The 21,098-nt window shown below is 68.0% G+C and carries 15 protein-coding genes; 8 read left to right on the top strand and 7 right to left on the bottom strand.

The features are described from left to right. Positions 1–9: 9 nt before the first annotated feature. Positions 10–2,472, top strand: a complete 2,463-nt coding sequence (locus BM052_RS07000; RefSeq protein ID WP_177198361.1) for a TonB-dependent receptor — start codon at positions 10–12, stop codon at positions 2,470–2,472. Between the two features lie 103 nt (positions 2,473–2,575). Here BM052_RS07000 and BM052_RS06995 read toward each other — a convergent pair whose 3' ends face one another. Continuing rightward, complete coding sequence (locus tag BM052_RS06995) at positions 2,576–3,382, bottom strand: sugar phosphate isomerase/epimerase family protein (RefSeq protein WP_091144848.1); 807 nt, start codon at positions 3,380–3,382, stop codon at positions 2,576–2,578. Positions 3,383–3,464: 82 nt separating this feature from the next. Between BM052_RS06995 and BM052_RS06990 the strand changes: the two genes are divergently transcribed. Both BM052_RS06990 and BM052_RS06985 read left to right on the top strand, forming a co-directional pair. Beyond that, entirely contained in the window at positions 3,465–3,917 is a 453-nt protein-coding gene (locus tag BM052_RS06990; RefSeq protein ID WP_091144845.1) for a cupin domain-containing protein, read from the top strand. A gap of 99 nt (positions 3,918–4,016) precedes the next feature. Continuing rightward, positions 4,017–5,117: a potassium channel family protein gene (locus BM052_RS06985; RefSeq protein ID WP_091144843.1), complete on the top strand. Its 1,101-nt coding sequence runs from the start codon at positions 4,017–4,019 to the stop codon at positions 5,115–5,117. Positions 5,118–5,393: 276 nt separating this feature from the next. Here the strand turns inward: BM052_RS06985 and BM052_RS06980 are convergent, their stop codons facing one another. From BM052_RS06980 to BM052_RS06960, 5 genes are all read right to left on the bottom strand, one after another. Continuing rightward, complete coding sequence (locus tag BM052_RS06980; RefSeq protein WP_091144840.1) at positions 5,394–6,788, bottom strand: PepSY-associated TM helix domain-containing protein; 1,395 nt, start codon at positions 6,786–6,788, stop codon at positions 5,394–5,396. Continuing rightward, complete coding sequence (locus tag BM052_RS06975; RefSeq protein WP_091145048.1) at positions 6,785–9,037, bottom strand: TonB-dependent receptor; 2,253 nt, start codon at positions 9,035–9,037, stop codon at positions 6,785–6,787. Before BM052_RS06975 ends, BM052_RS06980 begins: the two co-directional genes overlap by 4 nt. A gap of 101 nt (positions 9,038–9,138) precedes the next feature. Next, complete coding sequence (locus BM052_RS06970) at positions 9,139–9,537, bottom strand: hypothetical protein (RefSeq protein ID WP_091144839.1); 399 nt, start codon at positions 9,535–9,537, stop codon at positions 9,139–9,141. Positions 9,538–9,606: 69 nt separating this feature from the next. Further along, the gene (locus tag BM052_RS06965; RefSeq protein WP_091144836.1) at positions 9,607–10,953 is read right to left on the bottom strand and encodes a TldD/PmbA family protein; all 1,347 of its coding nucleotides are present in this window, start codon (positions 10,951–10,953) and stop codon (positions 9,607–9,609) included. Positions 10,954–11,077: 124 nt separating this feature from the next. Beyond that, positions 11,078–11,473 carry a hypothetical protein gene (locus BM052_RS06960; protein WP_255406005.1) on the bottom strand — a complete coding sequence of 132 codons (396 nt, stop codon included), beginning with the start codon at positions 11,471–11,473 and terminating at the stop codon, positions 11,078–11,080. Positions 11,474–11,699: 226 nt separating this feature from the next. On the opposite strand from BM052_RS06960, the gene lptB reads away from it, so the two are divergent. The 4 genes from lptB to BM052_RS06940 all read left to right on the top strand — a co-directional run bounded on the left by lptB (position 11,700) and on the right by BM052_RS06940 (position 16,802). Beyond that, positions 11,700–12,491 carry an LPS export ABC transporter ATP-binding protein gene (gene lptB, locus BM052_RS06955; RefSeq protein WP_091144834.1) on the top strand — a complete coding sequence of 264 codons (792 nt, stop codon included), beginning with the start codon at positions 11,700–11,702 and terminating at the stop codon, positions 12,489–12,491. Positions 12,492–12,613: 122 nt separating this feature from the next. Then, on the top strand, positions 12,614–14,125 hold the full coding sequence (gene rpoN / locus BM052_RS06950) for an RNA polymerase factor sigma-54 (protein ID WP_091144832.1): 1,512 nt from the start codon (positions 12,614–12,616) through the stop codon (positions 14,123–14,125). A gap of 282 nt (positions 14,126–14,407) precedes the next feature. Next, positions 14,408–15,091: an energy transducer TonB gene (locus BM052_RS06945; protein WP_091144829.1), complete on the top strand. Its 684-nt coding sequence runs from the start codon at positions 14,408–14,410 to the stop codon at positions 15,089–15,091. A gap of 319 nt (positions 15,092–15,410) precedes the next feature. Next, positions 15,411–16,802 carry a glycosyltransferase gene (locus BM052_RS06940; RefSeq protein ID WP_091145044.1) on the top strand — a complete coding sequence of 464 codons (1,392 nt, stop codon included), beginning with the start codon at positions 15,411–15,413 and terminating at the stop codon, positions 16,800–16,802. A gap of 19 nt (positions 16,803–16,821) precedes the next feature. On the opposite strand, the gene BM052_RS06935 is transcribed toward BM052_RS06940, so the two are convergent. Next, positions 16,822–17,292, bottom strand: coding sequence for an Lrp/AsnC family transcriptional regulator (locus BM052_RS06935; RefSeq protein ID WP_091144827.1), 471 nt, complete (start codon positions 17,290–17,292; stop codon positions 16,822–16,824). A 99-nt stretch (positions 17,293–17,391) separates the two neighbouring features. Between BM052_RS06935 and putA the strand changes: the two genes are divergently transcribed. After that, positions 17,392–21,093: a bifunctional proline dehydrogenase/L-glutamate gamma-semialdehyde dehydrogenase PutA gene (gene putA, locus BM052_RS06930; protein WP_091144825.1), complete on the top strand. Its 3,702-nt coding sequence runs from the start codon at positions 17,392–17,394 to the stop codon at positions 21,091–21,093. The last annotated feature ends 5 nt before the right edge of the window (positions 21,094–21,098 follow it).

Raw genomic sequence — 21,098 nt, 5'->3', positions numbered from 1 at the left:
GAGTTGGCCATGAAGTGCAATTCCGGGAAATGGTCGTTTTTGCTGGCGTCGGGGCTTGCGATCCTGCCGGTGGCGGCGCTTGCGGATGAAGTTGCCGATCAGCCCGCGACGAACAAGGCGGGCGGCATCGAGAGCGAGGAAACCATTGTCGTCACGGCGAGGCGTTTCGAGGAAAAGCTGCAGGACGTTCCGATCGCGATCACGGCCTATACGCAGCAGCAGCTTGACGAGCGCAATGTCGCCAATCCCAACGATCTTGCCGCATTCACCCCCTCGCTGACCGCCAATCCGCGTTTCGGCGTGGAGAACACGACGTTTTCGATCCGCGGCTTTATCCAGGACGTGTTCACGGCGCCGTCGGTCGCGGTCTATTTCGCGGAAGCGGTGGCGCTGCGCGGCGCCTCGTCCGTCCAGTCCGGTGAAGGCGCCGGTCCGGGTTCGTTTTTCGACTTGCAGAACGTGCAGGTGCTCAAGGGGCCGCAGGGTACGCTGTTCGGGCGCAACACGACGGGCGGCGCGGTCCTGCTGGTGCCCAGGAAGCCGACTTCCGAATTCGGCGGCTACGTCGAGGGATCCTACGGCAACTACGACATGACCAGGTTGCAGGGGGTGGTGAACATCCCGGTCGGCGAAGGCGGTCTGCGCCTGGGTTTCGATCGGATGACGCGGGACGGCTATATCAAGAACATCGGCATCGGGCCTGACCGGATGGGCAATGTCAACTACATCGCCGGACGCATCAGCTTCCTGCAACCCCTGACGCCCGACCTGGAAAACTACACCATCGCGACTTTCGCGAAGTCCGATACGGTGGGATCCACGCCCCAGCCGACGCGGTGCAATTCGACCGCGATGCTGGGAAACGTGCCGTCGGGCCTGATGGCCTGCGATTCGCTTGCCCGGATTCGGGCGACGGGTGATTTCTACACCGTCGAAAACCCGATAGAAGATCCTCGCAGTTATCTGAAACAATGGCAGTTCATCAATACCACGACGTGGAACGTTAGCGATGACGTGACGCTCAAGAACATCGTCACTTACGGCGAGCTGCGCAATATCGTTTCGCAGGATCCGCTGGGTACATACTGGAAGATCAGGGCCGATGATCCGGTTGCCGGAGCGCAGGGAACGAACGGCAACTACACCGGCTCGGTCATCTTCCTGGCCCAGGCAAACGCCGCGCCCGGGCTCTATTCCAATGCCCAGTCGACCTTCACGGAAGAACTGCAACTGCATGCGATCAGCCTCGATGGAAAGCTGGATTGGCAGGCCGGCGGCTACTTCGAATCGAGCAAGACGCTTGACCCCTACGTCGGCACCAAGGGCAGGAACCTGCTGCTGTGCAGCGACATTGCCAATCTTGTCTGCCAGTCGCCCTACGGCGCGACGGGTTCGGTGACGGAGGGGCTGCGAAACACCACGTACCGGGATTTCGGCATCTACGCGCAAGGCATCTACAGCATCACCGACAGCCTGCGGCTGACCGCCGGCATCCGCTATTCGGAAAACGCGTCCAAGGGTATCGACGAGCAACGCACCTACCGTTTCGTCGGCGGCAGGATCATCACATCGTGCAGCAACGCCAACGGCGTCCTGCCGGATTGCATCATCGTCACCCCGGCCAGCGGCTATTTCAAGACGAGCGCGCCGACCTGGCTGATAAGCCTGGATTACAAGCCGAGCGTGGATACGCTGCTCTATGCGAAATATGCCCGGGGCTATCGCCAGGGGACGGTCGATTCCCGCTCGCTGGCGCCTTACAAGACTTTCGGGCCGGAAAAGCTGGACAGCTACGAGGTCGGCGGAAAGGCAAGCTGGCATGGGGCCGTGCCGGGCTTCCTGAATCTTGCCGCGTTCTACAACGATTTCGGCAAGCAGCAGTTTCTCAACACCTGGTCCGACATCAATGGGGCGAGAACCACGACGGGGATCGCCAATACAGCGCAGTCCCGTCTCTATGGCCTTGAAGCGGATGCGGGCGTGGAACCGTTCGCTGGTTTCAGGCTCACGGGCGGCATGACCTACCTGAACACGAAGCTGCTGGAGGTCAATTCGCCTTCGGTTCCCCCGCCGGGCTACCCGATCGTCATCGAATCCGAATCGGTCGGCCGGCCGTTTCCGCTTGCCCCCAAGTTCAAGTCCTATGTGAGGGCCGGCTACACCCTGCCGATCGACGATGCCCTTGGCAGGCTGACCCTATCCGGCACCTGGCAGCACACCAGCGGATACTTTTCTTCCGGCCGCGAATTCTCGCATATCGACGGTTATTCGACGTTGAACCTGGCAGCCGACTGGAAGGACGTCGGCGGGGCGCCGCTCGATCTCGGGTTCTTCGTGAACAACCTGACCGAGAAGCACTATTACACTTTTGCCACGGATACGCTTTCGCGCGGGGTCGTCACCGCGCTGCTGGGCGAGCCGAGGACATTGGGTGTCCGCGCCAGGGTACGCTTCGGTTCCGACGCGGACTGATACCAAGTCTCTTGAAGCGAGACTCATCTCTGCCCCCCACCCCCGCTGGTGCTGAGCTTGTCGAAGCACACCCTTTGACGAGCGGGCGGGAGTGGAGAGGGCCCTAAGCCAGCAGTTCCCTCGTCTTCATGACGACCTCCGCGACCCATTCCTGCATGGGGCGTCCATTTTGCAGGGCGCCCAGCGACGGCACTTCCAGGCCCAGCATCTGGCCGCGAGGCAAGGCATCGACGAATTCGCGCAAGGGCAGGTCGCCCTCGCCGGGGGTGATCCGGTTCGCCCTGGCTTCCCACCGATAGTCGCCGCCGGTCTTGCGCGCCGCGTCGCACAGCTGGACATGGCCGATCAGCGCGGGATCGAGTTCGGCGATCTGGCGCACGGTGCCGCCGGAGCGGAAGAAATGCATGGAATCGATCACCACGCTCGCCTTGTCCTCGCCGATCCGGCGCACCGCCTCCAGCGCGTCGGGCAGACTGCGGATCGTGTAGACCGGGCAGAACTCGATCGAAAACTCCATGCCGCGTTCGCGCGCCATTTCGCAAAGCCTGGCGCATTGATCGATGGCGCGCTCGCGCTCGGCGCCCGCGTCGACCGCGCTGATCCGGCGGGTTCCGAGTTCGGCCAGCAGGTCCATGTCGGCGGCGCGCTGAGAGACGTCCATTCCGCTCGAGACGGAGATCCCCTCGGCAATCGAGATCACCACGCCGCGCTCGCGCAGCACCGCCTTGAGCTCTCGCCGCAGCCCGGCATCCTCGCGCAGCGACCATGCCGGATACCCGCAAGGGTTCAGCGGCAGCTGCGCCAGGCCCAGCGACACACCGGTGCAGCCAAGGTCCGCCGCCAGCGTGACGTGTTCGACCGGCCCCATTCCCAGGACCGTGAGCAGCTCGATACCGAGCGGATGTGGCATGACCCCGATTCCCCTCCCTTCGCGCTTCCTATACAGAACACGATCGCGCCGCACACCGGCAATTGCCGACGGGAACAGGACCATGCAGACGGATTCCGAAGCGGCGGCGGCCATCATCGCGCGCCTTGCTCTCGCACCCCATCCCGAAGGCGGCTGGTATCGGGAGACCTGGAAGGCGGAGGCCGCGCCGGGCATCCGGGCGCGCGCCACCGCGATCCACTTCCTGCTGGAAGCGGGGCAGGCGTCGCACTGGCACCGGGTCGATGCCGCCGAGATCTGGTTGTGGCATGCCGGCAGCCCGATCGCGCTGTCGATCGCCCCGGAAGATGCCGGCCCCGTATCGCGCCGGGTGCTGGGCGGCGATGTTCTGGCGGGGGAGGTGCCGCAGCTGCTCGTGCCCGCCGGCCACTGGCAGGCGGCCGAACCGCTCGGGGGCTGGGCGCTGGTGAGCTGCGTGGTTTCGCCCGGCTTCGAATTCGCGGGCTTCGAACTTGCCGCGCCGGATTGGGCGCCGGGAAATTGGCCGGGAAATTGATCGAGTCGCTGGACACCGATCGCTGGACAAGCGATTCGCTTGTGAGCAGGTTCGTCGGGCGGGACGGCGTGGCGCGATGGGTGGGGGTGATGGTGGCCGATGGTCGGTGAGCACGACAGGATAGAGGCAGCGGCCGGGCGCGTGCTGGGCTCGCCGATCCAGAACCTGGCGGGCGCCGCCGTGTTCGTGGTGGGCGTGTTCGTGCTGGCGACCGCCGGCTTCGTCGCGCAGGGGTGGAGCCTGGACGATGCCGCCTACATGGTGACGCTGACGATCTTCTCGGTCGGCTATGGCGAGGTCCGTCCGGTCGACACCGCCTGGCTGCGCGCGCTGGCGATGGCGACGATCGTGCTGGGGTGCACCGGCATGATCTTCTTCACCGGCGCGCTCGTCCAGGTTTTCGCCCATTACCAGATTCGCAACATTCTCGGGATCGACCGCATGCAGAGCCAGATCGACCGCCTGACCGACCACGCCATCATCTGCGGCTATGGCCGCATCGGCAAGCAGCTTGCCATCGAATTGCAGCGGGCGCGCACGCCCTACATCATCCTCGACCGCAATCCGGCCAAGCTTGCCGAGGCCGAGGCCGCCGGCCATCTCACGCTCAAGGGCGACGCCACCGACGAGGCGACCTTGCGCGCGGTGGGGATCGAGCGCGCGCGGGTGCTGGCGACGGTGCTGCCCGACGATGCGCTCAACGTGTTCATCACGCTTTCCGCGCGCAACCTCAACCCGCGCATGGAGATCATCGCGCGCGGCGAGTATCCGACGACCGAGGGCAAGCTGATCCATGCCGGCGCCGACAAGGTGGTGTTGCCCACCCACATCGGCGCCGAGCGCATCGCCGAGATGATCCTTTACCCCACCACGTCCCGGTTCCTGGGCGAGGCGCCGCAAGTGCGCGATCTCAAGCGCGGGCTGCACGAGTTCGGGCTGGAGATCGAAGCGGTGACGGTTCCGGAAAAGTCGGCATTGGCCGGCGCCACCGTCGGCGAGGCGGAGCGGCGCGGCAACGGCGCCTTCTTCCTGGTCCAGATCGACCGGCCCAACGGCCAGAGCTTCGTCCATCCTTCCGAGGACGTGAAGATCGAGGCGGGGGACACGGTCGTCCTGGTGCTGCGCGGCACGCGGGTGACGGCGGGCTCGATCTTCACCGAGAGCCGGCAGGCGATGAAGCTGGGGCGCGGCTATCGCTAGGGCATCGCGCCCGGGATCCGCTCCGCGCCCGCTCGCGGCGGCGGCGATGTTCCGCATGCGCCTTGCCATTCCCGCTACCGCGGACACGAGCGCGGCCAGGCCGCGCAAGGAGGCGCGGACATATCGGGGCCAGCGGGAATCGGATGTCTGCATTCACCAGTATAAGCCACAGGTGGGCCCTTGTAGGAAACATGAAAATGCACGCCCGGGGCGCCGAAAGCCGCTTCGGCATCGCCGGCGGGGGATAGCGTTTGTATCGAGCCGACCGCTCTCGCTTCATGTTCCGGGCGGTGCCCGCCGGCGGCGCCAGCCCATCGCGGCGGCAAGCCGTGGCATCGCCCGCTTGAGCGCCCATTCGAAGCCGACGGCGAGCCCGAGCGAGATGCCGAAGAGCGGCATGAGCAGCGCCAATGCCAGGACCAGCGCCACAAGCAGCCAGCTATGGCGCAGCGGCGCCAGGGACGCCGGTGCCCCCAGGATTCCGGCCGGCCGCCGGCGCCACCACAGCACGATGCTCGAAAGCGCCAGCGTGACCAGACCGAGCAGCACCGCAAGGTTCGCGAGCTGGTTGGCCAGGCCCCACCAGGCGCCTTCGTGGATCGCCACGCCGTAGCCGACGGCACGGTCCAGCCAGTGCCGGTCGGCGAAGCGCTGCACGCCGATCAGCCTGCCGTCCGCGGCGACCTCCGCGCTGTCGCGCAAGGGCCGGTTCTCCGCCTGGCTGCGCACTTGCCAGGGCGCGCCGCGCGCGGCCGGAGGGCTGATCTCTACCGGGGCGGCAAAGCGCAGGGTCCGCGCCCTGGCCACGACCGCGTCGAGCGCCGCCGGCGGCGTGCCCGCCACGGACCGGGGCATCATCATTCCCGCGTGCTGGGCATGATCGGACATCGCCATCCGCATCCCGGCATCGGCCGCTGCCCGTTCACGGGCGTCGACGGCGGAACCGGCGGACCAGTCCTGCCGGCCCGCCACGGTCCCGGTGATCTGGCGGACCTGCCTGAAGTAATCGCCCCAGGCTTTGGCCCAGGGCAGGCCCGAAGCGATCAGGAACAGCGCGCCCAGCGCGATCCACAGGCCGGTTACGGCGTGAAGATCCCGCCAGAACAGGCCGCCGCCCTTGCGCAGGCGCGGCCAGAACACCCCGGCCAGGCGCCCACCGCGCGGCCACCACAGGAACAGGCCGGTCATCAGCATCACCACGGTCCAGCAGGCTGCCGCCTCGACCAGCGCCGATCCCGGGTCGCCCGCCAGCAGTTCGCCGTGGAGGCGGAAGACCACGCGCATCAGCCGGTCTTCCTCCGCCACCTGGTGAAGCACGGCGCCGCTTCGCGGATGGACCCAGACACGGATGTCCCGCGGACCCTTGCCGACCAGCACTTGCACGGCATCGCCGGGCGCGCCGGGCAGGACATATTTGTGCAGCACCGATCCCGGCACCGCGGCCACCGCCCGTGCCGCGATCGCGGCGGGCGGGAGCATGGGCGCATCGCCGCTCGCGACATGGCGGTACGGCGCATAAAGCGCGGCCTCGATCTGCGGCTTGAACAGATAGATCCCGCCGGTGATCGAAAGCCACAGCACGAACGGCACGCAGAACAGCCCGGCATAGAAATGCCAGCGCCAGACCGCGCGATACCAGCGCTCGTAACGCGGTTCGGCCTGTCCGCTCATAGTTTCCACCCCGCTTCCAGCAGGAAGCTGCGCTGCGGGTAGGGGTGATAGACCCAGGCCCGGTCGTTGGTCAGGTTGTCCACGCCCGCGCTGACGCGGAGCTGGCCGGTCACCTCCCAGTTCACTTTGGCGTCGAGAGCGAACAGTTCCGAGGCATAGCCGAACGTGTCGCCCCGCTGGGTGCCCAGCAGGTCGGTGTTCGGCCGGCTGGCATAGCGCATGCCGATCGAGACCAGGACCGGCCGGGCCACGCGGTAGCGCAAGTTGCCGTTCAGGCGCCAGCGCGGGATGCGCGGGAACTGCACGCCCTCGGCCGCGGGGGCGGCGTGGTTCCTGACCGTGATCGAATCGATCCAGGCCAGGTTGGCATCGATATCGAGGCCCGGCACCAGCATGCCGCGTGCCTCGGCGATCAGTTCGAAGCCGTATTGCCGGGTCACGTCGATGTTCTTGAAGCTGGCGGTCGTCACCCCGTTGGCGTTGAAGCCGGTGAAGGAGAAGATCGTGTCCTTCACGCGCTGCCAGAAGGCCGAGCCGGTCAGCTTGATCCCGCCGAACCGATGCGCGAGCAGGAGGTTGGCGTCGGTCGAACGCTCGGGCTTGAGGTTGGGATCGAAGCTGTCCGGGTTGAAGCTGCCGTCGCCGTTGAGGCTGCCCTGGAACAGTTCGCCGACGGTGGGAAAGCGCGTCGCCTTGGCAAGGCTCAGCTGCAGCTCGCTATCGGGATCGATCGTCCATGTGACTGAGGCCTTGGGCTGGAAGCCGGCGGCGTGGCGACTGGCATAGCGCCCGGTCACCCGCCGGCCCGCCAGCGCGCCGGTGCCGAAGCGGGTGATGCCGCCGTCGAAGGCGCGCCAGTCCTCGAAGCGGGCGCCCAGCGTCAGCGTCACCGGATCGAGCGGCACGCGCAGTTCGGCCCAGGCGGCCAGGTCGCGGGTCTTGCCGAAAGTGCGGGAGGAGAACGCCGCGCCTTCATCGCTGCGCCAGTGGGAGGTCGTATGGTTGGCGGCGTCGGTGGCGTAGAGATTGGCGCTGCCGCCCGCCGCCAGTTGCGCGCCCGCCAGGTCGGCGGTGAGCGTCAGTTCGCCCGTCCACCAGTAGGTCGGCCCCTGCCGCGCGAGCAGGCCCGCGCCGTCGCTCGCGCCGGCAGCCCAGCTGTTCGAGGTGAAGCCGTCCGAACGCAGGATCTGGTAGGTCGAGACGCTGGCCTGCACGCCGACCGCGCCGGACAGCGGCGCGGCGAGCCTGAGGCCCGCCAGCAGTTCGTCGCGCAGCGTGCGCGACCATTTGGCGCCGGCGGGGCAGGCGATATTGCCGGCACCGTCGCGCAAGTAGCAGTCGGGCGCGGTCTGGCTGTCCAGGTTGTGCCAGTAGGCCAGCAGCAATTCGCCGGTCGCGCCCCCCTCGCCGTCATAGCCGATACGCAGCTTGGCCTGGTCCTGGGTGATGGCGGCGGGGCTCTGCGCGGCCAGGATCGGGAACGTCGGCAGGCCGGGGGCATTGGGAATGGCCTGCCCGGGATCGATCACCGCGCCGGTGGTGCCGGCCGGCGGCGTGCCGCCGTAGAAGCTCATCGGCTGGCCGTCGTTGCGGAAATGGCGGCCGGACAGGCGGATGGACCACGGCCCGTCCTTCTGCCGCGCGCCGAAGCCCGCCTCCGCCGAATAGCCCCAATAGGTATCGTGTGTTGCGAACTGGTCGTAAGGCTGGGCCAGGCCCTGCACGGTGACGAAGGCCTCGGTCCGGTCTGGCGAGCGGGTGGTGATGCTCACGATCCCGCCCATCGAATTGCCGGCATGGCGCGCCGAATAGGGGCCGTAGACCACGTCGAACTGCTCGACCTCGCCGGGCCCGACCACCCCCCACTTGGGCGCATAGCCGAACGAGTTGCCCAGGAAGTTGGAGACCGTGAAGCCGTCCACCATCACCAGCGTGCGTGCGCTCTGCGTGGAATGGGTGCCGCGAAAGCCGGGCACGCCGTTCGAATCCCCGGCGTAGCGCTTGCGCACGAAGAAATCGGGCGCGTACTTCATCAGGTCTTCCACGTTCTGGGCGTTGATGCCCGCGAACTGTTCGTCGCCGAGGCTGACGGAAAGGCCGCGCGGCTCGATGCTGATGGCCTTGGTGGTCTGCCCGACGACGAGGATGGTGTCGGTGGCGCTTTGGGTGTCGGCCGCCTCTTCGGCGTGCGCGGCAAAAGCAAGCAGGGCAAGCGGGCTCGCGCCGAGCGCGAGGAGAATCCTGGTCATGATGATAGTCACCTGATCGGCGCGGCGGCGTCCGCCTGGCGGCGCCGCGCGCATGTCATTCCGGTCCGCGCGGCGCTGACGGCCGGCGGCATGGCATGGGATCAGGCGGGGAGGGGTGGGCCTCTCAGCGGCGGCCGGATTTGTCCGCCGGGTGCCGGCAAGGCGAGCGGCCGGCGCAGGATGGCGACGGCGAAGACGAAGAGCAGCGCGGCCAGCGCGATCGCCGGCGGCGCCGCGCCCAGCATGGCGGCGCCGTGCGAGGCGAAGATGCAGGGATGGTCCATGGCCTTGCCGGCGGCTTCGTGGCCGTCCTTCTGGCCCACGCGGATCAGCACCGAGGCGCCGTCCGCCGCGGACGAACACAGGGCGACGACGATCCCTTCGCCTTGCGCTTGCGGCATGTAGCCCGCCGGCATGACGATCTTCAGGCACAGCACCGCCGCCAGCAGCAGCGCCGCCAAGGTCGGACGGTCCCTGAAGAATTGGCGCAGCGCGAACATCGCCGCGCTCCTAACCGCTCCGGAACGGTTCGTCATGATGAAAGTCAGGCCCGCGCGGCGTTTTTCCGCTCAGCCGCCGGCCACGGTCATCCCGTCGACGCGAACGGTGGGGACGTTGATCGCCCGATACCACTCCAGGTCGTTCGCGGGGGTGAGCCGCGCGAACATGGCGAGCAGGTTGCCGGCCACGGTGAATTCGGAGACCGGCCCGGCCAGCTTGCCGTCGACGATGCGGAAGCCCGAGGCGCCGCGGCTGTAATCCCCGGTGATGCCGTTGACGCCCTGGCCGATCAGTTCGGTCACGTAGACGCCGTCCTTGATGTCCGCCATCAGCTCGGCGGGCGAGAGCGGGCCGGCGGCCAGGTGGGCATTGCCGACCGAGACGCTCGGCGCGCCGCCGCCGCTGCGCGCGGCATGGCCGGTGGGCGTCATGCCGAGCTGGCGGGCGGAGGCCGAATCGAGCAGCCAGCCGGTGATCCTGCCGTCCTCCACCAGGTTGCGCGCGCGGGTGGCGAGGCCCTCGCCGTCGAACGGGCGCGAGCGCAGGCCGCGCGGGGCGTGCGGCTCCTCGACGATGGTCGTGCCCGGCGCCAGGATCTGTTCGCCCAGCTTGTCGAGCAGGAAGCTGGAACGGCGGGCGATCGCATTGCCGGACATGGCGCCGATCAGGTGGCCGATCAGCGTGCCGGCGACGCGCGGATCGAACACCACCGGCATCGGCCCGCTTTTCATCCGGCCCGAATCGAGCCGGGCGACAGTGCGCTGGCCCGCCTCCTTGCCGATTTCCGCCGGCGGCGGCAGGTCGGCCGCGTGGTGGGCGGAGCGCCAGGCGTTGTCGCGCTGCTTGCCCGATCCCTCGCCGCCGACCACCGAGACGCTGATCGAATGGCTGGTCGAGCCGTAGCCGCCGACGAAGCCGTGGCTGGTGGCGAGCGCGAAGATGCCCAGGCCTGAGCTGGCCGAGGCGCCGTCGGAATTGGTCACGCCGGCGATGGCGCGGGCGGCGTCCTCCGCTTCCTCGGCGATCGCGCGCAAGGACTGGGGGCTGGGTTCGGAAGCGTCGACCAGGTCCAGCTCGGGCCAGGGACCGCCGGCCAGGAGTTCTTCCGGTGCGAGGCCGGCATAGTGATCCTCGGGCGCGGCGCGGGCCATGTCGATGGCGCGCGCGGCCAGTTCGTCCAGCGCCTGGGGCGAAAGATCGGAGGAACCGATGCTGGCCGAGCGGTGGCCGACGAACACCCGCAGGGCGATATGCTCGCTTTCGGAACGTTCGACATCCTCCAGCTTGCCCAGCCGGATCTGGATGCCTTCGGACGAATTGGCGCCGAACACCACGTCGGCGGCATCCGCCCCGGCGCGGCGGGCGCGTTCGACCAGGTCCTGGGCGCGGTCCCTGGCCTGTTCCGGACTGAGCATGTGAACAGCGACTCCCTAAAGCCATTCGCGCGGCCGCGCGAGCGCCATGCCCTAGTCGCCGCGCGGGCGAAGGGCAAACGGGAGTTGCGTCAAGTCTTCTTCCGGCGCGCGGAAGGATGACAAATCAGGTGAATGCGAGTGCAAGGCCCTTGAACAGGCCGGTCAGCGCGAAGGGCAGCCCGATCGCGAGGATCCACAGCACCAGGCGATCGCGCCGATAGTAGGGCGCCAATGCCGGATCGTGGGCCTGTTCGTCGGTAAGCCGGCCCCAGCGCGATTCGAACCGGCGGCAGGCCGGGATGATGGCCACCACCAGAATGATGAGGGCGAGGTAGGGAAGCAGTGATCCGCCGCTCGACTTGAGCGCGCCGATCGTCACGAAGATCTGCAGCGCCGTGTATACCAGCAGGGCATAGGCGACATGATCGCTCATCTTGCGGCGCCAGTCGGTCATCATGGCCTGCCTGCTGTCGAGCACCGCGGCTGGATGGACCGCGCTGTGGTTCGTGCCGTTGTTCATCAGGCGACTCTCCCTTCGTCCGATTCCCTGACTAGAACACTTAATTGCGTTCGAATCAAGTTCGGTTTCGTTTTTCGCAAGTGCGGCATGAATGCAGGGAATGCGGCGGGCAACCACGCCGGCGGGCTTCGCGGGCATGGGCCATGCATGAAACCTGCCAACAGCAGCCATTGGAGCCGAAATGCCGGCTTGCCGTTGCCGGGCTCCCTGCGTAAACCCCGCAGGGATGACCGGAACGACTGATCTTTCGAGGGAGCAGGGCGGCCTGGCCGCAAGCGCGGCGCTGGTTGCCGAGAAGGGCGGGCTCGAAGTCATTTCGATCGCCAAGAGCTATGACAAGCGCGCGGTGCTCACCGATATCTCGCTGTCGGTGGCCAAGGGCGAGGTGCTGGGCCTGCTGGGCCCCAACGGCGCCGGCAAGACGACCTGCTTCTATTCGATCATGGGGCTGGTGCGGCCGGATTCGGGCCGCATCCTGATGGACGGCGTCGACGTCACGCGGCTGCCGATGTACCGCCGCGCGATCCTGGGCCTCGGCTACCTGCCGCAGGAAACCTCGATCTTCCGGGGCATGACGGTGGAGCAGAATATCGAAGCCGTGCTCGAACTCAACGAGCCGGACAAGGCGGTGCGCCGGGAAGAGCTGGAGCGTCTGCTCGACGAATTCGGCCTCACCCGCCTGCGATCGAGCCCGGCGATGGCGCTTTCGGGCGGTGAGCGCCGCCGCTGCGAGATCGCCCGCGCGCTGGCCGCCACGCCTTCGATCATGCTGCTGGACGAGCCTTTCGCCGGCATCGATCCTCTCTCGATCGCCGATATCCGCGAACTCGTGCGCGATCTCAAGACGCGGGGGATCGGCGTGCTGATTACCGACCACAACGTGCGCGAGACGCTCGACATCGTCGACCGCGCCTGCATCATCTACGGCGGCCAGGTGCTCTTCGCCGGCAGCCCGGAGGCGCTCGTCGCTGATGAGAACGTGCGCCGCCTCTACCTGGGCGAGGGGTTCACGCTGTGATCCGTCCAGGGGCTTCGACCCTTCGGCAAGCTCGGGGTTCGGCATGGGCGGGGGTGCATCGCGATATGGAACCCGCTCGCCCCGGGCTTGCCGAAGGGCGCATCCAAGCGCGGGACTGAGCCATGGCGCTGGGGCCTCGCCTCGATCTCAGGCAAAGCCAGTCGCTGGTGATGACCCCGCAGCTCCAGCAGGCGATCAAGCTGCTGGCGCTGTCCAATCTTGAGATCGAGGCCTTCATCGGCGAATCGCTTGAAGCCAATCCGCTGCTGGACGTGGGCACGCAGGCCGGCGAGCCGGTGGCCGAAACCGTCGAGATGCCCGAGGAGGCCCGGCGCACCACGCTGGAGGGATCGCCGGTCGACCAGCTGATCGGCGAGGGGCGCGGCGCCGACGACCGGCCGTTGGACATCGATGCCACCGCGCTCGACCGCGACCGCGACACCGGCGACGGGCAGCGCATGACCGAGGATGCCGCCTGGGGAGCGGACCTTCGCGGCATGGGCGGCGAGGAGGGCCCCGGCATCGACGAACGCGCCGGCGGCGGACAGACGCTGGCGGAACACCTGGAGGCGCAAGTCGGCACCGCCGCAGGCGACGCGGTGCTGGCGGGGATCGCGCGCTACATCATCGGCCACCTCGACGAGGCCGGCTACCTCACGGCGGCGCTGCCCGAACTGGCCGCCGATCTCGGCATCGCGCTGGCCAGGGTCGAGCAGGGTCTGGCCGTCGTGCAGTCGCTCGATCCCACCGGGGTGGGCGCGCGCGGCCTGTCGGAATGCATCGCCCTGCAGGCCAGGGAGGCCGACCGCTACGATCCCTGCATGGCCAGGCTGATCGACAACCTGGATCTTGTCGCGCGCGGCGAGCTGGCGCGGCTCAAGCGGATGTGCGGGGTCGATGACGAGGATTTCGCCGACATGCTGGCAGAGCTGCGCGGCTACGATCCCAAGCCGGGCCTGCGCTACGGCGGCGAGCCGAGCGGCGCGGTGACGCCCGACATCCTGATCGCGCCGCGCGCCGACGGCGGCTGGGACATCGCACTCAACCAGGCGACGCTGCCGCGCCTGATCGTCAACCGCGGCTACTACGTCGAACTCAAGGGCACGTGCGACGATAAGGGGTCGCGCGCGTGGCTGTCGGAGAAGCTGGCCGACGCGAACTGGCTCATCAAGGCGCTCGACCAGCGGCAAAGGACGATCCTCAAGGTCGCGACCGAGCTGGTGAAGCAGCAGGACGGCTTCTTTCGCCACGGCGTCTCGCATCTCAGGCCGCTGACCCTGCGCACGGTCGCGGAAGCGATCGGCATGCACGAATCGACCGTCAGCCGCGTCACTTCGAACAAGTTCCTCAACTGCCCGCGCGGCACTTACGAACTGAAGTACTTCTTCAGCTCGGGGGTCGCCTCGGCGGACGGCGAAGGCGGGGCTTCGGCCGAAGCGGTCAAGGCGGCGATCCGCCGGCTGATCGATGCCGAGGATCCCAAGGCCATCCTTTCGGACGACGCGCTGGTGGACCTGCTGAGGGACAAGGGCTTCGAACTCGCGCGGCGCACCGTCGCCAAGTACCGCGAAGCGATCGGGCTCGGCAGCTCGGTGCAACGTCGCCGGCAGAAAGCGCTGGCGGCGGCGCGCTGACGATAGCAAATTCCTTGCCGGAACCCGCGAAGCCGTGCCCCCTTCAGGGGATGGGGCCCGGTATTTGTTCAGTGATCGTTCACTGCATGTTTCGCGCCCCGCGCATTTCCACGAGTCCCGCGAAACTAAGCATGGCTATTATAGTCATGGATCATTAAACACTTGGTTTCCTTAGTAAAAAACTATTCCCAATCAAAACGATTGTGATACGCTTCCAGCCATGAACCGAGCCGGGCCTGCGATGGATCGCAGGAATATGGCCGCAGATGGAGAGGAATGCCCATGTCGTATCTCGATGGGAATTCAGGCAATGGCCGCAAGGCCTTGACCGGAGGGACGGTTGCCCTGATCCAGGCCGGGCTGGCCCTGGCGCTGGTCAACGGCTTCGCGGTGGCCTTCATCGAGCCCGACCCGCCGCGGCACTTGCCCACCCAGTTCTACCCCACCGCGCCCCTGCCGACCGATCCGGTCGATCCGCCCAAGGCCAATCCGGAAAAGCCGCTGGTGCGGGACACCTTCGTCGATGCCGCGAAGCCCACGGTCGCGGTTCCCAACAATTCCTCGGTCGAGGTCACGCCGCAGCCTGCGACCGGGCCCACCGACAACGAGGGCACCGGCGATTATACCTACATACGGCCCGTCCCCGCCGATCCGCCGGCCCGCTTCACGCCGGCCGCCGCCAAGGCGCGCGGCGATCTTGCGCGCTGGGTTACCACCGACGATTACCCGACCTTCGATATCCGCGCCGGCCATGCGGGCACCGTCCGCTTTCTTCTCGCCATCGATTCCGGCGGCCGGGTGACTGACTGCACCATCGTCGAATCGAGCGGCTATCCCGGGCTCGATGCCGCCACCTGCCGCAACGTGACCCGACGCGCGCGTTTCGATCCGGCGACCGACGCCGCCGGCGAGCGGGTCGCGGGCAGCTATTCCGGAACGATCCGCTGGGTGATCCCGCGCGATTGACGGAGCAATTGCGGCCATCCGGCCGAAGTTACGCCGATTGCGGCCATCCGGCCGTGTCAATCCCATTGCGGCCATCCGGCCGCATGGCCGGAGCGGCGCCGTCCGCGCCTTTCCGGGCCGCTCCGGCCCACCGTCTTCGCAAGAAGCGCCCACCCTGGGCGGTTGACGCCTGTCCTTCCCGGCCTGGCCCGGGAAGGACCTTCTTCCGATCTCCTCCCATAGGGAAATGCCCTTAGAACGGTTTCGGGCTTGGTTCACCGTGTGGCTTTAGGTTTCGGCAATGAAGGTCGGCGGCGCCGGCCGTGGGGACCCGAGCACCATGATACCCAAAATCTTCCACTTCATCTGGGTGGGCGACGAGAGCAAGCGGCCGGACAACTGCATCGACACCTGGCGGGCCGCCCATCCCGACTGGGAGCTGCGTCTCTGGGGCAATGCCGAGCTTGACGGCCGCGCCTGGATCAACGCGCGCCACATGGCCGAAATGCGCACCCGCGAGTTCAACGGCGTTGCCGACATGATGCGCTGGGAAATCCTGCACGAGCACGGCGGCCTGGTGTTCGACGCCGATTCGATCTGTTCCCGCCCGCTCGACGACGCGCTGCTCGATTGCGAGGCCTTCGCCTGCTGGGAAAGCGAAATCGCCCGGCCCGGGCTGATCGCCGCCGGCTATTTCGGCTGCGCCGCCGGCAATCCTTTCGTCAAGCAGATCATCGAGGACATCGCGGTGTCACCCTCGGTCGTGCAGGACATGGCGTGGAAGACGGTGGGGCCGCTGCGGCTGACCGAATGCTACCGCAAGTTCGGCTATACGCCGCTGCGCATCTATCCCAGCCACTATTTCATTCCCCGCCACTTCACCGGCGTGACCTACCAGGGCGATGATCCGGTCTATGCCCACCAGCTCTGGGGCTCGACGCTGCGCGGCTACGACAAGCTGCACCAGGCCGACGTTTCGACGCTGGGCAGCGGCCGGCAGCCGGCCGCCACGCCGATCGCCGAGCCGACCCAGTCGCCCGTCGCCCCCCCGCCTGCCGCCCCCCCGCCTGCCGCCCCCCCGCCCGCCGCAGCGTCCAAGCCGGCAGGAACCTCGCCGCTCGAGAAGATCCATGCGCCCTACTTCCTGCAGCGCGTGCCGGTGAGCGCCGAGCTGGCGCAGCTTGGCCGGCTCGACGTGCTGCGCGGGCTTTGCGCCGGCAAGCGGGTGCTCCATGTCGGCTGCGCCGACTGGCCGATCACCGATCCCAGGACTTCGCTCCACGTCGCGCTGGAGGCGCACTGCGCGCAGCTCGACGGGCTCGACCCGCACGACGAGGCGCTGGAGGCGCTGCGGCCGCATGTGAAGGGCCGGCTGTTCACCGATTTCGCCCAGGCCACCGGCCGCTATGACGTGGTGCTGGTGCCCGAAGTGATGGAGCACGTTTCCGACGTCGCGGGTTTCCTGGGGCAGATCGAAGCGGTCGACGCCTCGCTGTTCCTGATCTCGGTGCCCGACGCCTTCCAGTGCCGCGCCCGCCATTTCGACTACCTTGCCGACAGCGAAACCTTCCTGGAAGGCGTGCACCCCGATCACAACGTCTGGTACACGCCCTACACTTTCGCCAACACGCTGCGTAAGTACAGCGGCCTGGAACTGCAACGGATGTGGTTCTTCAACCGCATCTCGCTGCTCGCCCTGCTGAGCAAGCCGGACATGGCGATGGCGGCCTGAACCGCCATCCGAGCCGCCTTCAGTTGCTGGCGTCCTTGACCGTTTCCATCGCCACGAACGTGGAAGTGCTGGCCACGTGCGGCAGGCTCGAGATCTTTTCGCCGAGCACCACGCGGTAGCGGCGGATGTCGGCGGTGCGGACCTTGAGCAGGTAGTCGAAGCTGCTGGCCATCATGTGGCATTCCTCCACCTCGGGAATGCGGCGCACCGCGCGGTTGAACTCGTCCAGGGCCGCCTCGCGCGTATCGGACAGCTTGATCTCGGTGAAGGCGACATGATCGAGCCCCAGGCTGGCCGGGGCGACGATGGCCCTGAAACCCCGGATGACGCCGCTGTCGATCAGCCGCCGCAACCGCACCTGGCACGGCGTTTTCGACATCCCCACTTCCCTGGCCAGGTCGGTCATGGTGATGCGTCCGTTCTGGCGCAGCACGGCCACGATCTTGCGGTCGAGATCGTCCAGATGAACCGGATTATCGCCAATTTCCATGCATATCATCCGGATGGAGGTTCATATTAAGTCGGATTGACAGGTCTTATGCCGCAAAAAAGGCGGATCGCCAATTGCGATTGGTGTAGGATCACGGCCATGAAGAGCACGCCCCCCTTCGCGGATTTCGCGCCCCCCATACGGGAACTCTCACCGCTCCGGCACGCGATAGCCGGCGCCCGGCGGCGCGGCGAGGCGGCGTGTCTGGCGCCGCTGCTGGAAGCCGCGAGCTTGCCCCCGCCCATGCGCGCCGCGATCCGCAAGACGGCCGCCGCGCTGGTCACCGCGCTGCGGGCCACTGGCAGGCGCGGCGGCGTGGAGGCGTTGGTGCAGGAATATGCGCTCTCCAGCCAGGAGGGCGTCGCGCTGATGTGCCTGGCCGAGGCGCTGCTGCGCATTCCCGACGATGCCACCCGCGACGCGCTGATCCGCGACAAGATCGCCGACGGCGACTGGGGCGGGCACCTGGGCGGCGGCAAGTCGCTGTTCGTCAACGCCGCCACCTGGGGGCTGGTGGTCACCGGCAAGCTGGTGGGCAGCGTCGACGACCGGGGACTGGGGGCCGCGCTCACCCGCCTGGTCGCGCGGGCCGGCGAGCCGGTGATCCGCCGCGGCGTGGACCTTGCCATGCGGATGATGGGCGAACAGTTCGTCACCGGCGAGACCATCGGCGATGCGGTCGGGCGGGCCCGCGAACTGGAGGCCAGGGGCTTTCGCTACAGCTACGACATGCTGGGCGAGGCGGCGGGCACGGCGGCGGACGCGGCGCGCTATTACGCCGATTACGAGAATGCGATCCACGCGATCGGCGCTGCCTCCGGGGGCAAGGGCGTTTACGAGGGGCCGGGCATTTCGATCAAGCTTTCCGCGCTCCACCCGCGTTATGCGCGCGCGCAGGCGGACCGGGTCATGGGCGAACTGCTGCCGCGCGTGAAGGCGCTGGCGCTCATGGCCAGGGGCTATCGCATCGGCTTCAACATCGATGCCGAAGAGGCGGACCGGCTCGAACTCTCGCTCGATCTGCTCGAAAGCCTGGCGCTCGATCCCGAGCTGGCGGGGTGGGACGGGCTGGGCTTCGTGGTGCAGGCCTATGGCAAGCGCTGCCCTTTCGTGATCGACTGGATCATCGACCTGGCCCGCCGCGCCGAACGCCGGATCATGGTGCGGCTCGTCAAGGGCGCCTACTGGGATGCGGAGATCAAGCGGGCGCAAGTGGACGGGCTGGCCGATTTCCCGGTCTATACCCGCAAGGGCCATACCGATGTCGCCTATGTCGCCTGCGCGCGCAGGCTGCTGGCGGCGCCCGAGGCGGTGTTCCCGCAATTCGCCACGCACAACGCACAGACGCTGGCGACGATCTTTCACCTCGCGGGTCCCGATTTCACGACCGGGCAATACGAGTTCCAATGCCTGCACGGCATGGGCGAGCCGCTCTATGCGCAGGTGGTCGGCAGGGACCGGCTGGACCGGCCTTGCCGCATCTACGCGCCGGTGGGCACGCATGAGACGCTGCTGGCCTACCTGGTGCGCCGCCTGCTGGAGAACGGGGCGAATTCCTCCTTCGTCCATCGCATCGCCGATCCGGCCGTACCGGTTGGCGAATTGGTGGCCGATCCCGTCGATCTGGTCCGGGCCATGCCCGCGCCCGGCGCCCCGCACGACCAGATCGCCTTGCCCGGGGACCTCTATCCGCGGCGGCGCAATTCGGCCGGGATCGACCTGACCGACGAGCACGCGCTGGCGGCGTTGGCCGGGCAATTGCGCCAGTCGGCACGGCAGGACCGGCGGGCCTTGCCGGAGGGCGGCGAAGGAACCGCGCGCGAGGTCCGCAATCCGGCCGATCATCGCGACGTGGTCGGCACCGTGATCGAGGCCCGGCCCGAGGCCGCTGCCCCGGCGGTGACCCGCGCGGCGATGAGTTCCTGGCACCAGGTTCCGGTCGCCGCGCGCGCGCGCATGCTGGAGCGCGCCGCCGATATCTTGCAGGAGCGGATGCCGCAGTTCATGGGCCTGGCCATGCGGGAGGCCGGCAAGTCCGCCGCCAACGCCGTTTCCGAAGTGCGCGAGGCGATCGATTTTCTGCGCTACTATGCCGTGGAGGCGCGCGAAAACTTGGGGTCGGAACCCGCGCGGCCACAGCATCGTGCCCAGGATCCGAATGGAGACCCGCTGACCCCGAGCTTGTCGAAGGGTGCCGGACATGGGGCCGACGCTGCGCACGATGCCTTGGGTCCGGTGGTCTGCATCAGTCCGTGGAACTTCCCGCTGGCGATCTTCATCGGGCAGGTTTGCGCCGCGCTGGTCGCCGGCAACCCGGTGCTGGCGAAACCGGCGGAGGAAACCCCGCTGATCGCCGCCGAGGCGGTTCGCGCCCTTCACGAAGCGGGGGTTCCCACCGATGCGCTGCAACTGATCCCCGGCGACGGCAGGGTAGGGGCGGCGCTGGTGGCGGCGCCGGAAGTGGCGGCGGTGATGTTCACCGGCTCGACCGAAGTGGCGCGGCTGATCCAGCGCCAGCTTGCCGGCCGTGTCTCACGCGAGGGTCGGCCGATCCCGCTGATCGCCGAAACCGGTGGGCAGAACGCGATGATCGTCGATTCCTCGGCGCTGGCCGAGCAGGTGGTGGGAGACGTCATCGCATCCGCCTTCGACAGCGCCGGCCAGCGCTGCTCGGCGCTGCGCGTGCTGTGTTTGCAGGAGGACGTGGCCGATCGCACGCTGGCGATGCTGAAAGGGGCGCTGGCGGAACTGCGCGTGGGCAATCCCGATCGCCTGGCGGTGGACATCGGCCCCGTCATCACCGCCGAGGCGCAAGCGAACATCGTGCGCCATGTGGAGGCGATGCGGGCGAGGGGATGTCGGGTGACGCAACGGGAAGTTCCGCCGGAAGCGATGGCGACGGGCACTTTCGTCGCGCCGACGATCATCGAGATCGGATCGATCGCCGAACTGGCGCATGAGGTGTTCGGGCCGGTGCTCCACGTCGTGCGCTTCCGCCGAGAAGGGCTGGAGGCCCTGATCGCGGAGATCAACGCCACCGGTTACGGCCTTACGTTCGGCCTTCACACCCGGCTCGACGAGACCACGGCGCGCGTCACCGCGCGGGTGCGGGCGGGCAACCTTTACATCAATCGCAACATGATCGGCGCGGTCGTCGGCGTCCAGCCTTTCGGGGGGCGCGGGCTTTCGGGCACCGGACCCAAGGCCGGCGGGCCGCTCTATCTGGGGCGGCTGGTGAAACGGGGCCCGCCGGTGCTGGCGGGGCCCGTTTTGCCAGCGGGCACGCCGCCGCCGCTGGTGGAGTCCTTTGCGCTCTGGCTCGAAGGGCAGGGCGAAGCGGCGGCGGCCGGGGACGCCCGCGTGCTGGGCGCGGCTTCGGCGCTCGGCACCCAGCGGGAGCTGTCCGGCCCGGTCGGCGAGCGCAACCTTTACGCACTCCATCCGCGCGGGCGCCTGTTGCTGCGCCCGGCGACGCGCGCGGGGCTGCTCGCCCAGATGGCCGCCGCGCTCGCCACCGGCAACCGCGCCACGGTGGTGGGCATGGACCTGCCCGAAGGCCTGCCTCCCGCCATCGCCGCCCGGTTCCGTCCCGATCCGATCGAGCCCTTCGCCGCCTGCCTGGTCGAAGGCAATGCCGATGCGGTCCGCGCGGCCTGCCAGGCGGTGGCGGCGATGCCGGGGCCGGTGGTGCCGGTCTACACCGATCCCGGCCCCCATTGCGCCTGGCTGCTGGAGGAAGTGTCCACCTCGATCAACACCACCGCCGCCGGCGGCAATGCCAGCCTGATGATGATCGGCTGAGGGCA

It is taken from the genome of Novosphingobium sp. CF614, from assembly GCF_900113255.1.
Taxonomy (GTDB): Bacteria; Pseudomonadota; Alphaproteobacteria; order Sphingomonadales; family Sphingomonadaceae; genus Novosphingobium.
This window is presented reverse-complemented; position numbering and strand designations above follow the sequence as displayed.